The organism is Trueperella pecoris (assembly GCF_014926385.1).
GTDB classification, from domain to species: Bacteria; Actinomycetota; Actinomycetes; order Actinomycetales; family Actinomycetaceae; genus Trueperella; species Trueperella pecoris.
Window position 1 is genome coordinate 1,670,386 of record NZ_CP053291.1, and the last position, 13,704, is coordinate 1,684,089.

At 62.9% G+C, this 13,704-nt stretch carries 13 protein-coding genes; 1 reads left to right on the forward strand and 12 read right to left on the reverse strand.

Annotated elements, in window-relative coordinates:
* Positions 1-22: 22 nt before the first annotated feature.
* Positions 23-1,324: an ABC transporter substrate-binding protein gene (locus tag HLG82_RS07750; RefSeq protein ID WP_193326278.1), complete on the reverse strand. Its 1,302-nt coding sequence runs from the start codon at positions 1,322-1,324 to the stop codon at positions 23-25.
* Positions 1,325-1,585: 261 nt separating this feature from the next.
* Between HLG82_RS07750 and HLG82_RS07755 the strand changes: the two genes are divergently transcribed.
* The gene (locus HLG82_RS07755) at positions 1,586-2,602 is read left to right on the forward strand and encodes a LacI family DNA-binding transcriptional regulator (RefSeq protein WP_197551433.1); all 1,017 of its coding nucleotides are present in this window, start codon (positions 1,586-1,588) and stop codon (positions 2,600-2,602) included.
* A 170-nt stretch (positions 2,603-2,772) separates the two neighbouring features.
* Here the strand turns inward: HLG82_RS07755 and HLG82_RS07760 are convergent, their stop codons facing one another.
* The 11 genes from HLG82_RS07760 to dacB all read right to left on the reverse strand — a co-directional run bounded on the left by HLG82_RS07760 (position 2,773) and on the right by dacB (position 13,675).
* Complete coding sequence (locus HLG82_RS07760) at positions 2,773-4,362, reverse strand: PH domain-containing protein (protein WP_193326279.1); 1,590 nt, start codon at positions 4,360-4,362, stop codon at positions 2,773-2,775.
* Positions 4,359-4,856, reverse strand: a complete 498-nt coding sequence (locus HLG82_RS07765; protein WP_193326280.1) for a PH domain-containing protein — start codon at positions 4,854-4,856, stop codon at positions 4,359-4,361. Before HLG82_RS07765 ends, HLG82_RS07760 begins: the two co-directional genes overlap by 4 nt.
* A 57-nt stretch (positions 4,857-4,913) precedes the next feature.
* Entirely contained in the window at positions 4,914-5,405 is a 492-nt protein-coding gene (locus tag HLG82_RS07770) for a DUF3180 domain-containing protein (protein ID WP_193326281.1), read from the reverse strand.
* Positions 5,405-6,262, reverse strand: coding sequence for a 2-amino-4-hydroxy-6-hydroxymethyldihydropteridine diphosphokinase (gene folK, locus HLG82_RS07775; RefSeq protein WP_193326282.1), 858 nt, complete (start codon positions 6,260-6,262; stop codon positions 5,405-5,407). Before folK ends, HLG82_RS07770 begins: the two co-directional genes overlap by 1 nt.
* The gene (folP, locus tag HLG82_RS07780; protein WP_193326283.1) at positions 6,259-7,035 is read right to left on the reverse strand and encodes a dihydropteroate synthase; all 777 of its coding nucleotides are present in this window, start codon (positions 7,033-7,035) and stop codon (positions 6,259-6,261) included. The genes folK and folP overlap by 4 nt, the downstream gene beginning before the upstream one ends.
* Positions 7,036-7,045: 10 nt before the next feature.
* On the reverse strand, positions 7,046-7,609 hold the full coding sequence (gene folE / locus HLG82_RS07785) for a GTP cyclohydrolase I FolE (RefSeq protein WP_193326284.1): 564 nt from the start codon (positions 7,607-7,609) through the stop codon (positions 7,046-7,048).
* Positions 7,606-9,723, reverse strand: a complete 2,118-nt coding sequence (gene ftsH, locus HLG82_RS07790; RefSeq protein WP_193326285.1) for an ATP-dependent zinc metalloprotease FtsH — start codon at positions 9,721-9,723, stop codon at positions 7,606-7,608. The genes folE and ftsH overlap by 4 nt, the downstream gene beginning before the upstream one ends.
* Positions 9,724-10,281 (reverse strand): hypoxanthine phosphoribosyltransferase, encoded by a 558-nt coding sequence (gene hpt, locus HLG82_RS07795; protein WP_193326286.1) that lies wholly within the window; start codon positions 10,279-10,281, stop codon positions 9,724-9,726.
* Positions 10,278-11,330, reverse strand: a complete 1,053-nt coding sequence (gene tilS / locus HLG82_RS07800; protein WP_193326287.1) for a tRNA lysidine(34) synthetase TilS — start codon at positions 11,328-11,330, stop codon at positions 10,278-10,280. Before tilS ends, hpt begins: the two co-directional genes overlap by 4 nt.
* A complete protein-coding gene (locus HLG82_RS07805) occupies positions 11,330-12,247 on the reverse strand; it encodes a zinc-dependent metalloprotease (protein ID WP_193326288.1) in 918 nt (305 codons plus the stop codon). Before HLG82_RS07805 ends, tilS begins: the two co-directional genes overlap by 1 nt.
* Positions 12,248-12,337: 90 nt before the next feature.
* A complete protein-coding gene (gene dacB, locus HLG82_RS07810; RefSeq protein ID WP_193326289.1) occupies positions 12,338-13,675 on the reverse strand; it encodes a D-alanyl-D-alanine carboxypeptidase/D-alanyl-D-alanine endopeptidase in 1,338 nt (445 codons plus the stop codon).
* Between the last annotated feature and the right edge of the window lie 29 nt (positions 13,676-13,704).

The window sequence follows — 13,704 nt, forward strand, 5'->3', positions numbered from 1 at the left end:
GCCGACCCCGCGCGGGAGAGGCTTACTTCATCGCGAATTCAACAGTTGACTGTGCCTCAGCGAAGGCAGTCTTTGCATCCGCACCGGACGCGATCTTCGTCAGTGCCGTATTGACGGCGTCGCGAGCCTCGGTGTGGTAAATGCCGGTCACGACCGTTGGAACCTTTGCGCCAAAGCCAACGACGTCGGAGTAGACTTTCTGCCCGCCGAAGAACTTCTGCGGCTCACCGTAGACGGAGGACTTGCCGGCGGGGATCCAGTTGGCGATAGCGCCAGCCTTGGACAGGATCGTGTCGTAGAAATCGACAGAGCCTGCGAAAGTCTTGGCGAGGAAGTCCTGGGCGAGTTCCTTGTTCGCATTGGCGCTAATCGCCCACGAGGAGCCTCCATTGCTGGTGTAGTTCGTCGCCCCATCAACCTTAGACAGAGAAGGCACGTTCGTGATGGCCCACTTGCCTTCTTGATCCTTGGCCGTTTGGATACTTGCTGCGATCCACACGCCATTGATTGTGCCCGCAACATTGCCGTTAACGAACGAACCGATGTACTCGTCCCACGAATTGACGATCTGCAAGACGCCTGAGTCAATGGCTTCCTTGTAAATGCGTGCCACTTCAATCAAAGCATCGTTGTTAGCAATTGTTGCCTTGCCGTCCTTGTCAAAAAGACCCTTGCCTGCCGAGCCGAGCATCATCATGACCAAGTCGGAGTTGCCGGCCATGGTTGACATCAATGGTTTGCCCGTCTTAGCGAGGATGTCTTTACCCTTGGCCAGGTAGTCATCCCAGGTGATGTCTTTGAAGTCATCAGCCTTGTAGCCAGCCTGCTCGAGGATATCAGTGCGCAGAGCCGAAATTGCCGTACCCGAGTCAAACGGGAGACCGTAATTTTTACCTTCGAAGGTAGATGACTTCACCACGGATTCGGGGAACTGTGAGAAGTCGATCTTCGCAGCGTCAATATTGGCGAAAATGTCTGGATAGTTGGCCACGTTCTTTTGGAACGAGTAGTTCTGCATGAGGAAGATATCCGGAAGCTGATCGTTCTGCCCCGACTGCGCGATCGTGGTGAGCTTAGGCTGCAAATCATCCCACGGCGTTTCCACAACGTTGAGTTTAAAGTTTGGATGATCCTTCTGATAGATTTTCTCCGCTTCCTTCAACGCATAGATATTGAATGCCGGGTCCCACGCCCAGACCGTGAGAGTCTCGCTCGCCGCGGTGGTCTTCGCCTCCTTGGCAGAATCAGAGCCACAGGCGGTTAATGCCAAGCCCAGTGCGAAAGCTGTAGCACCTGCTACCAGTTTTCTCAGAGATTTCATCATTGAACTCCTTCACTTCAAAGCTCACTTTGTCGGCACCTCCATTGGCGCCTTTCGGAGAGCTTGAAATCAAAATGTTTACGTTGCCACTCTACACACTCCCCAACGATTTCAACAACACTTTTCAATAACTTTCATATAACAAGATGCTCCATAAGCGTGCAGTATCACGGATCTGCCTCTCTCGGCAACTGATCCACCAAGCTTCCACCCGGCGTTGCTAACGTGAACATTTTTAGAGGTTATGCCTGCTAGAATACGTCCATGAGTCAGCTATCAGGAGCAACAAACAAGCCGTCTATCCAAGACGTCGCACGCCTTGCCGGCGTCTCCGCACAAACTGTTTCTCGTGTTGCTCGCGCCGTGCCCAATGTCAAAGAAAGCACTAAAGCCAAAGTGCTTCGCGCTATGGATCAGCTCGGTTACGTCCCGAATCGTGCGGCACGAGCGCTACGTTCCGGTCAGTACCGCACGCTTGGCGTCATCACCCAAAATCTCGGCCGCACCGGGGAAAGCCTCATTACCGCTGGCATCGCCGCGGAAGCTGAGGAACGCGGATACTCAGTCAACCTACGCCAAATTTCCCATCCCGGCACCCAAGAACTAGCTCAAGCAGGCTCCTACTTTAGCCATCAGGCTATTGACGGACTCATCGTGGTGCAAGCAGGATCAGCCACGATCCCCCACACACTTTCACACGGCACGCCAACAGTTGTATCGGATTCGCGATTCACCAATAACTTCTCATCGGTCGTCACCGACCAAGTACAGGGCACCCGCCTCGCCATTGAACATCTTCTCAGCTTGGGTCATACTCGGATCGCTCACATCGCAGGCCCAACTGAGTCACCGTCAGCGAATATTCGCCAAAATATTTGGCAGTCAACCCTCGAAGAGGCAGGTTTACCCCTCGGCCCGATCATGTACGGCAATTGGAGCGCGCGATCCGGCTACCAGGCAGGTCTCGCCCTCAGTGAGCTCCGCGTAAGCGCGATCTTCTCCGCAAACGACGAAATGGCGTTTGGCGCCATGCGGGCCTTGTATGAACAAGGCGTGTCCATCCCTGAAGATATTTCCATCGTTGGTTTCGACGATATCGCACTCGCTGAATATTCGGTCCTCCCGCTGACGACCGTCCGACAGGACTTCGAAACAATCGGACGTACACTCACAGATCTGGTTATCGCGCGGATTGCCTCACCCACAGCACCCATCGAACAACGGGTTATTCCTTCTGAACTCATTTTGCGTGGCTCAACGTGCCCAGCAGCTGTCGGATAGGGAAGCTTCCCCTGCCCGTGGACCTTTTCTGAAGATGTCCGATGAAGCCCCGTCGCTGCACTGAGGCTTAGGCCAAGCGCCGGCATTCATGTACGACGACGATCCGGGCCAGTACCCAGCAGGCCGACAGGGACCCGCGGGTACTGGCCCGCACATTTGTGCACATCCGCTTAGACCCGCACGCGTTCGCGCCAATCGTCAATCGACTCCGAAACGCCTACGTGACGAGCCTTCGCTGTCAGATCATTTTCGACCCAGATCATGCGCTCGACCTCGTCGATCGCCATGTTCTTGTGCCGCGTGTAGTGCTGGACGTTAACCATGTCGAAGTTGATGTCACCAAGCTGGAGGCGCCGCTGGATCGGCCCCTGGCTCATGCGCAGGGACTGGGTGTGATCCTGCCAGACGAAGGTGACCTTGCGGCTGAAGCGCCCGCGGCGAATCACGGCCACCCTGGGCGTCAGGCAGATGCCACGCGACTTATAGGTGATCGGGTCGAACCACTTGGCGCGCCCGGGCGCTGACAGGAAGAAGCGGCCCGTGCCCAACCCGTCGAGGGCGTCGCGGATGAGGGCGGCGTCGTCGTCGGTGCCGGCGTCGGGAAGCATGGTCCAGAGCGTTTGCAGGGCCTCTTCGCGGGTGCCGACCGGGATGACGATCCCGGCCTTAGTCGCTTCGCCGGCGTTCTCGAGGGCGTTTCCGCCGGCCAGCGTGGCTGATACCTTCCACCAATCCTTCCACCGCCAGAGGATCGGGCGATGGAGTTCGATGGCGTGCATGCGCGCCGGCGGCATCGAGCGGGTGGTGAGCTTGGTCAGCCCCGCCCGCACGCGCAGACCGTTTTCCGAAATGTAGACCTTCGTGCCGTAGGCCGCGAGCCCCGACTGGACGATGGAGACGACGGCGCCAAAGAGGAGGACGACCATGGCCATGAGGGCGGAATGCAGCCAGATCGACACGCCAATCACAACGATCGTACCCACGATGGTGATGACCGCTCCCATCGAGAGGAATTGCGCCGCGATGAGCCGCGAGGTCGGAAGTTCGAAGATGAGGCGGTCGTTCTCGGTGTCGTCCGGGTCGAAGATCGGCACCACCGGCCCGGCCGCTTGCCCGAATGCTTGCGAGCCGTCCACGACGCCGTCGGCCGGTTGGCCGACAGCCGCGGGGAGCTCGGTGCCCGGCTCGCGTCCGACGACGTCGGTTGCGGACAGGCCCATGCCGATCGGACGCCCGGCGCGCGCGTTGGCCAGCCCGGTGAGGACTTCCTTGCGCAGCTTGGCGCAGTCTTCCATTGTCAGCAGGCCGAGTTCGGTTGCGGGCTCGCTGCCAGCTGATTCGATCTTGACTGACCCGAAGCCGAAGATGCGGCCGAAAAGGCGCTGCTCGACTTCGACGGTCTGGACTCGATCCCAGCGCATGTGGCTGTGGTTCTTGATGAGGACGCCGGTGCGTTTGTGGATGCCGGAGTCCACGATGGCGAAGCTCTGGTACTTCCAGGACACCCAAGAGAAGAGGATGACCAAGAGAGTGAGGACGATCAGGCCGCCGAAGATGGCGATCCCGATGAGCCACGTGATGTGGTCGAGGAGGTCGGTGAAGCCGTCCATCCCATTTTCAAGAATCTGTTGAAGAATGTTGTAGACAGCGATGGCGAGGACGACCCACACCATGCCGCCCTTGGCGATCGGGGTGACCTTGTGGAATTTTCGCCATGCCTCGGCGGGGACGGAGTCTCCCAGGTTGCGCTTGTCGCTCACAGGCCCTCCATCTTGACTTCGCCGAGGGAGGTCAGCTTCTCACGCAGGCGCTCGGCTTCTTCGAGCCGGACCCCGGGGATTTCCGCTTCCGTCGTAGCCGATGCGGTGACGAGCTCGATGCTCGCGAGGCCGAAGCGCTTGAGCACCGGCCCAGTCTCAACGTTGACCTGCTGCATGCGCCCGTACGGGACCACGGACATGCGCTGGAACATGACGCCCGAACGGATGAGGAGCTCGTCTTCGAGCTCCGCGTAGCCGAACATGCGGGCGCGGCGGACGGCGAAAGGAATTTGAATGAGGGCGATCACTGATACGATCGCTGCCGCGATCCACCAGATGAGGCCAGGCATGCTCGCCGATCCCCACATCCATCCGGCAACGCATACCGCGATGACGACCGCGGCGACGCCGATCGTCCACCGAATCAGTGCCACCGTCTGATATTGAGGTGGTAGGGACGTGAAGCTGACCGACTGTGCAAGCGTATGTTTCATACGACTAACCCTACATCCCGTACGTTTGGCTTTAAAAGGCTCAGCTCGGGGCGGGGATTACGCCCCAGCTGTCCCACTTGCTTCGGAACTTGCGTCGGGCGAGGCGTCGTCGTCGATACACCACCTTTCACCAACAAGGGCAAGTACGGTCATAATGATCGATGCTAATCCGGCGACCAAGGCGTTAGTGCCTTGTTCATCGAGGAAGGAGGTCGGTCCTCCCATGAAGTATGCGACCGCCACGCCGATAGCACCGCCCGAGAGGATAGCTCCCCCGCGCGAGGTCGCGCCGGTGAGAACCCAGATGCGGGCCGCGTAGAGCTGGTCGATAGGACGCCGGCCACGCCGATACTGCCGCACGAGCCAGGCCTGCACGATCACGATGACGCCGATCGCGATCGGCACGAGGAAAAGCCAAAATGGAACCTGTATAGGGCTAATGCCCGATCGGACAAAGATGGATGCCAGAGAAAAAAGCGTCACGCCCGCAACCACGGCGATGGCGAGCAGGCTCGTCCATGAGGTGGGGCGTAGTTTTCCGTCGCTCATCAGGGACCTTCGACGAGCTCGATCTGCTGCTCCTCAAGCCCAGCCAAAAGCGTGGCTACGGGTTGACCTGCGAGTTCGGCGTCGGGATCGATGGCGAGCCACGGCTCGAGCACGAAGCGGCGCTCGGCGGCGCGCGGGTGCGGGAGGGTGAGGCCCTCATCGTCGCTGGTCACGTCGCCGAAGGTGATGATGTCGAGGTCGAGGGTGCGGGGGCCCCAACGCTCCTCGCGCACCCGGCCGTGATCGTTTTCGATCTTCTGTAGCTTCGCCAGAAGCTCCTCGGGACTGAGGGTGGTGGCGGCCATGACGACGGCGTTGATGTAGTCCGGCTGTTCGGACTGTCCCTCGGCCAATACCGGCGCGGTGCGGTAGAGGCCGGATATCGCGATAAGGTCGGCGATCGCACCAACCTCGTCAATGGCCCGACGCACGTGGTCTGCCGGATCGTCGAGGTTGGAGCCGATGGCGATGACGGCGAGCGGGTCAGGATCCAGGCTCGGACCCCAGGTCTCAACGGTCACCGAGACGTCTGCGAACTTGTGATCCATCGGCGCGTGGGGCTTGTGTAGGGTGACTTCCACGGCCGTAGCACCCAGATCGTGGACGCGGGCGGCGATGCGATCGGCGAGGGTCTCGATGAGGTCGCAGTGTTCGCCCTCGATGACCTTCACGACGACGTCGGCGACCTCGGCGTAGGAGATCGTGTCCTCAATGCGATCGGTCTGCAGGGCCCGTGAAATATCCAGGTGGATCTTGAGGTCCACCACGAACTCCTGCGGCTGAGCGTGCTCAAAGTCGAGCACGCCGTGTGTTCCGCGGGCACGCAGCCCGCTCAACTGGATCTTTGCCATCCTCATGCTTGTCCCCTCATCATCTCTATGGCGTTGATGGCGCTCGCGGTTGCGGCGACGTTGTGGACACGTACGGCCCACGTGCCCGTTTCGGCTAAAAGTGCGCTGATCGTCGCCGTTGCCCCGTCCTTATCCCCGACGGCGACCGGCGCGAGGAATCGTTTGCGCGAGTGGCCCACGAGCACGCGGTGTCCCTCGCCGAGAAAGGTGCCCAGGCCGCAGAGGATTTCCCAATCCTGCAGGCCCACCTTGGCAAAACCTAGTCCCGGGTCCAAGACTATACGCTCGGGGGCGATTCCGGCGGCGACGGCGGCGTCTCGCGAGGCCAACAGCTCGGAGTGCACCTCACCGACGACGTCGTCGTAGACGGCTAGCTCGTTCATCGTGCGCGCGTTACCGCGCCCGTGTTGAAGGATGTAGTCGCATTCGAGGGCGGCGACGGTGGCGAACATGTCGGCGTCGCCCTGCCCGCCCGTGACGTCGTTGACGATGCTGGCGCCCGCCTCGACGGCGAGTTTGGCCGTGGGGGCATGGTAGGTGTCGACGGAGATAGTGGTCTCACGCGCAAGTGTGGCGACGACGTCGGCGATCCTCCCCCATTCCTCCTCGGGCGCGACGGCCTGCGCACCGGGACGGGTCGACTCCCCGCCGATGTCGAGGATCGTGGCGCCGTCGGCGATCAGCTGGCGTCCGTGGTCGATCGCGGCGCGCGGATCAAGATACTTGCCGCCGTCCGAAAACGAGTTCGGAGTGACGTTAACGATTCCCATGATGTGCATGTGTTCTCCTTTAGCCAGCCATGATGAGGCTCATGGCCTCGGCACGGGTGGCGGGATCGTGCATGGCGCCGCGCACGGCCGACGTAACCGTCCGCGAGCCGGGCTTTCGCACGCCGCGCATCGACATGCACAGGTGCTCAGCTTCGACGACGACGATGACGCCGGAGGCGCCCAGCCGCTCGGCCAACGCGTCGGCCACCTCGGTGGTCAGGCGCTCTTGAACCTGGGGGCGATGGGCGTAGCCGTCGACGAGACGGGCAAGTTTGGACAGGCCGGTCACCCGGCCGTCGGGGCCGGGGATGTAGCCCACGTGTGCCACGCCGTGGAAGGGTAGCAGGTGGTGTTCGCACATGGAATACATGGGGATGTCACGTACGAGGACCATCTCTTGGTGGCCGACGTCGAAGACCTTCTCCAGGTGCTCGCCCGGGTCTTCCCCGAGCCCGCCGAAGATTTCTGCATAGGAGCGCGTCACCCGGGCGGGGGTGTCCTTTAGCCCGTCGCGGTCGGGGTCCTCGCCGATGGCGATGAGGAGTTCACGGACGGCGGCTTCGGCGCGAGCGGAGTCGATCATTGGTCGGCCTCGCTGTGCTTGCCTTCGTCGGTTTCCTGGCCCTCAAGCGCGGTGGGCTCCTCGGCGGCCGCCTCGGCCTCGGGAAGTGGCACGGGCGGAAGGTCAGACACGGGCCGCTCGGGAGAGGACAGCCACAGGTCGCGCGGCGGTGCCTTGACGATGTCTTGGAAGATCACCTTAAGCTCTTCTTCCAGCACAGTTTCCTTTTCGAGGAGAACAGTGGTGAGGCGGTCGAGGACGTGGCGGTTGTCCATCATAATCTGCCATGCTTCCTGGGCGGCACGGTCGAGGAGAGCATGGACTTCGTCGTCGACAACTTTGGCAAGCTGGTCAGAATGCTCGCGCGTGTTGCCGCCACCCATGCGGGTCATCGGGTCAGACTCATCGGCAACCAAACGTACCGCACCTACACGCTGGGACATACCGTATTCGGTCACCATCTTACGGGCGACGTTCGTGGCCTTCTGAATGTCGTTGGAGGCTCCCGTGGTTGGGTCGTGGAAGACGACCTCCTCGGCGGCGCGCCCGCCCATCGCGTAGACCATCTCGTCAAGCAGCTCGTGGCGGGAGGTCGAATAGCGGTCCTCAGTGGGCATGACCATGGTGTAGCCGAGTGCGCGCCCACGCGGAAGAATGGTCACCTTGGTGACCGGGTCGGAGTGGTTGAGCGCCGCGGCGGCCACCGCATGCCCGGCCTCGTGATAGGCCGTCATGCGCTTTTCTTTCGGATTCATCACTCGGGTGCGGCGCTGTGGACCTGCAATGACACGGTCGATTGCTTCATCAATGTCGTCCTCATCGATCTTCGCGTGCCCGCGGCGCGCAGCCAAGAGGGCGGCCTCGTTGAGGAGGTTGGCCAGGTCGGCGCCGGAGAAGCCGGGCGTGCGGCGTGCGATAGATTCGAGGCTGATGCCCTCAGCCAACGGCTTGCCGTCCGCGTGGACCTTGAGGATCTGCTCGCGCCCGGGCAGATCGGGGGCGTCCACGCCGATCTGACGGTCGAAGCGGCCGGGGCGCAGGAGCGCCGGGTCGAGCACGTCGGGCCGGTTGGTCGCCGCAATGACGATGACGTTGGTGCGATCGTCGAATCCGTCCATCTCCACGAGGAGCTGGTTGAGCGTCTGCTCGCGCTCGTCGTTGCCGCCGCCGATGCCGGAGCCGCGGTTGCGCCCAACGGCGTCGATCTCGTCAACGAAGATGATCGCCGGCGCCACCTTCTTGGCCTTGGTGAAGAGGTCACGCACGCGAGAGGCGCCCACGCCCACAAACATTTCAACAAATTCGGAAGCCGAAATATGGAAGAAAGGCACGCCCGCCTCGCCGGCCACGGCCTTGGCCAGAAGCGTCTTGCCGGTGCCCGGGGGACCGTAGAGAAGCACGCCGCGCGGAATCTTGGCGCCCATCTTACGGAACTTGTCCGGCGTTTCGATGAACTCCTTGATTTCCCGCAGTTCTTCGACGGCCTCGTCCGCCCCGGCCACGTCGGAGAACGTGACGTCGGGCAGGTCGGACTCCACGCCGTCCTTCTTCACGCGCCCAAATTCGTTCATCCGCCCCTGCATCATCGGAACCATCCAGAAGAACAGTCCCATGATGATGAGCATGGGCAGAATGAAGGTCAAAATTGTGGTGAAGATAGACTGCTGAGGAACGATCGAGTTGTAACCGTTCTTCGAGTCGGCCTTCTCCACAAGCGAGAGTACCTGTGCGGCTTCGGGATCGGTGTATTGGAACTGAACCTTCTTCGTCGGTTGCTGTTCCTCACCTTCAAGGTCAGTCGGCTTGTAGTCCTCTTTAAGCCAGACTTGGACAACCTGGGAGCCGTCCGTGACCTGGACCCGTTCAATCGCCTGCGACTGCAAGATCTGGCGGCCCTCGCTCGTCTTGACCGAGGTAAAACCGGCGGGATTGAAGATGAAGAAGAGCGCCGCGGCACCGGCCACAAGCGCGCCCATCACCGTCCAGAAGATGCGGCGCTGCTTCTTTTCGCGTGCCTGATCTTCTTTGCTCTGGCGGGGCTTGTTCGGCTCCCCAGCCTTGGACTCCTCCGTCTTCTTGGGCTTGCGGCCCTTGCGGTTGAAGTCTTCCAGGTTGCGTCGCTGTCGATTGGACATTTAGCCTCCGTACACGTGCGGCGCGAGGACTCCGACGAACGGGAGGTGGCGGTAGTCCTCGGCATAATCTAGGCCGTAGCCGATGACGAATTCGTTGGGGACGTCGAAGCCGACGTATTCGACGTCGACCTCAACCTTGGCCGCCTCGGGCTTGCGCAGCAGGGTGGCGATCTTGACGGACTTGGCCCCGCGCGATTCGAGGTTCTGTAGCAGCCAGTCGAGGGTGAGGCCGGAGTCGATGATGTCTTCGACGATGAGAACGTTCATGCCGGCGATATCGGTGTCCAGATCCTTCAGGATGCGCACAACGCCCGACGTCTTGGTGGAGGCACCGTAGGAGGAGACGGCCATCCAGTCCATGTGAAGGGGAATCGAGATCTCGCGCGAGAGGTCGGCCATCACCATGATTGCGCCGCGCAGGACGCCAACGAGGAGCAGGGAGTCCTCATCCTTGTAGTCTTCGCTGATTTGCTTGCCCATCTCAGCTAGACGGGTCTTGATCTGCTCTTCGGTTACGACGACCTTGACGATGTCGTCCTTGCAATCTTCAAGCTTCATGATTTCTCCGCTCTCGGCGCTATGAATATAAGATCATCGGCCCGGCGCGCGAACGCTCCCGGCACATCGATGTCACGTTTATTGTCCACTCCACATGCGAGCCTATCAAGTGCGTTGATGTGCCAGTAAACAACGTCACCGGCCCGGGCCACCTTCGCGAGCGCCTCGCGCAGGATCCGGGTGCGCAGCGCACGTGGCTTGGCGGCCAGTTCTTTGGCGGGGATAACGACGCCGTCGCCCGAATCTCTCACCAGCTCACGGCCGATTTCGTGGGCGATGGCGCTCAGCGCGTCGTCGTCGTCGCGGGCCATGAGGGCCGTGCGGCCGAGGGCCTCAATGACTCCTCCTCCGAGGGCGGAATCGAGCTCGGGCAAGACGCGGTGACGAATCGCGCTGCGACGGAGCGGGCTGCCGTCGGCGGCGCGCCATGGGCCGTCGATCTCGTTGGTGGGGTCGTTGACCCAGGGCAGGTCAAGTTCCCGGCAGACCGTGCGCAGGTCCGCGCGGCGCATGTGCAGGTAGGGCCGGGCCATGGGGACGTCGTCGTGGCCGGGCAGGCTTCCCACCGCCCGCATGCCTGCCACCGAACGTGCACCCGAGCCCCGGCCCAGGCCGAGTAGGACGGTCTCCGCCTGGTCATCGGCGGTGTGGCCGAGTAGCACGGTCAGCGGGCCGGTGCCCTTCATACGGCCACCGGCGCGAGCGATATCGGCGATGCGGGCGTAGCGCGCGGCGCGGGCGTTACCCTCAGGGCCGGCGCCGCCCACCGTCGCCTGGACTTGGGTGACAATGGAGGCGTCCACGACCCGCTGGAGGTAGCGGTCAACCGCCAGCGCCTCCGCGGCGGACTCTGGGCGCAGGCCGTGGTCGATCGTCGTCGAAAGAACCTCGATGCGGCCACGCGCCGCCCACATCGCCACCTTCGTCAGCGCCATCGAATCCGAGCCGCCCGAGACGGCGAGGAGCACGGCCGCCCCGTCAGGAACGCCCGCGAGCGCCTCAATCATCGCGTGACGGGCCGCCGTCACGGCAGGGTGGGGAAAAGACATCAGCGCATGCGCTCGATCCACGTGTCCGGATCGGCCAGCTCGTCCGCATTCGGCAGGCACATAGCGCTCTCCCACACCCGGTTGAAGAATTCCATGCCCTCGGCGTCCACCACGTGGGCCACAAACTGCGCCCCTTGCGTGTACTGCTTCGTCTTCTCCGCGAAGCCCGTGTATTTTGCGATCGCCGCAATGAGGGGGTTCTTGGCCTTTCGCTGCCGCGCCATGGCGGCGACGATGCGCGCGCGGCTGGGCATGCGGACCACGGGCACGTTGTTCATCACGTATTCGGCGTGGCCTTCGAGGAGGGACATCATGGCCGTCGCCTCAGCCAGGATCTCGCTCGCCGAGTCGCCCGCGTCCATGGCGGAAAAGAGGGCCGAGGCCCTGTCTGTGATGACGGCCTTGAGCCAGGGAGCGGCCGCGAACTGCGTGGCGTGGGTGAGCTCATGGACGCACACCCACAGGCACAGATCGCGCTGGTCCAGATCGTACTTGCCACGGAAGGAGGCCACGTTCGGCGCCACGAGATACAGCCTACCCTCCCCCGCGAAGGGGTCGAACTGGCCCAGCACGCGCGAGGCCACCGCCGGCAGCACGATCGCGCCCTCGGCCGTGCCGATGGACGTGCCGGAGCGCGCGGTCACGCCGGTCTCAGCGGGCAATCCGCTCGTCATCGCATCAATCGAGCGGGCGGCGGCAGCGGCCCACGTTGGCCGATCCACCACCTTGACCTCTATCCTGCCCGCGTCCGCGGCGGCCTCATCAAGCCCCGTAATCTCGCCGACGAGTGCAGGGGCCACGCCTGCCTGCCTACGCAGATCGCGCACAACGCCAGCGGCCTGCGCCTGGCTCACCGCCGGACCGCCGCCCGAGATCAGGCGCGCAACGCGCTGGACTTTCCTGTGGTCGATACTCATGACTCTAGGGTAGTTCCCCCGCGCCGGGCACGCGAGAAAAGTTGCCCTCGGCTAAAATCTGGGCGACGGCGCCGTCCGCGAACCGAAACCCTAGAGGTGAGCCAGGCCCTCGACGAATCCGTCAATGAGGGAACGTGAATCGGGCGCGGTGCCCTCCTCGAGATGGTCGAGGAGGACGGAAAACACCAGCGGGTAGCCGGCCTCGGTGCGCATGAATCCGGACAGGGAAATCGCCTCGACCAGCGTGCCCGTCTTGGCGCGGACCTGACCGCTGATGTCCGAGCCATCGAAGCGATGTGTGAGCGTGCCCGTCAGCGACGCCACCGGCAGGCCGGCCGGCAGCGCGGCGAGCGGGCATTCCTTGCACTGCCAGGTTTCGAGCAGGATGTTGTTGAGCAACGACGCCGTCAACCGATTCGTCATTGACAGTCCCGAGGCGTCCCCGAGGACGACGCCGGTCATGTCGAACTTGGCGCCCATCACCTCGCCGATGGCCTTGGCAGCGCCCTCGAAGGAGCCCGTGGCCTTCGCCGCGCCGACGAGGTGACCCATCACTTCCGCCAGCGAATTATCGGAGGCCGTCAGGAGGAGGCCGACGAGTTCGCGCACCGGCGCGCTATTGACCCGGGCGAGCTCCACGGCTGCCGCCGGCGCCCTGCCTCCACGCTCCACGCCGGACACCTCGAGGCCCGCGGCGCGCAGATGCTCGGCGAAGACCTCGCCGGCGGCGAGGTCGGGATTGGGCAGGTAGCCGCCCTTGCTGGCCCTCCCCCGGTCGATGGCGAGGGGACGAAGCTCCATGATGAACCCGCGGTCGGCACCCTCGATGTCCGTAAAGTACTGCGGGCCTTCGAACAGGGAGGAGTCCACGACGACGTTGGTCGCGCCCACGCCCTTATCCTTCATCGCCTGGGCTGCCGCGGTTGCCAAATCGCCAAGGCCGGCGCGGCCTTGGGTGGCGTGCGGGTCACCCGCGCCTTCGGCCAGCAGGACGTCACCACCGCCAACGAGGTAAAGCGTCGTACCGGCAAGCGAGGCCACGGTGGGGAGCGTCGTCTCGGGCCCGAGCACCTCGAGCGCGGCAGCCGACGTCACGATCTTCATGTTCGACGCCGGTATCGCCGGCCTGTCCGGATTGAGCGACGCGATGACCTCACCGGTTCGTGGGTCGCTGACAACCACCGAGGTCTGGCCCGTATTACGTTCATGATTGGCCAAAGCCTCGATCAGGGAGCTGACCTCCGACGCGCGCGGAGCCTTCGCCGCGGGCTCACCGCCGACGTCGGGCGCCTGCGCTTTCACCTGGGCAACCGTCGGGTATGGCAGGGGTTCAGCCGGGGCCGGCGCCGTCGTGAGCGGGCCAGGGAGGAGATCCCACGCGTCGGCAAACACATAACCGCCGACGCTGACGGTCAGTAATAATGCCAAGACCCTTTTCCACACGTGGCAATCTTCCC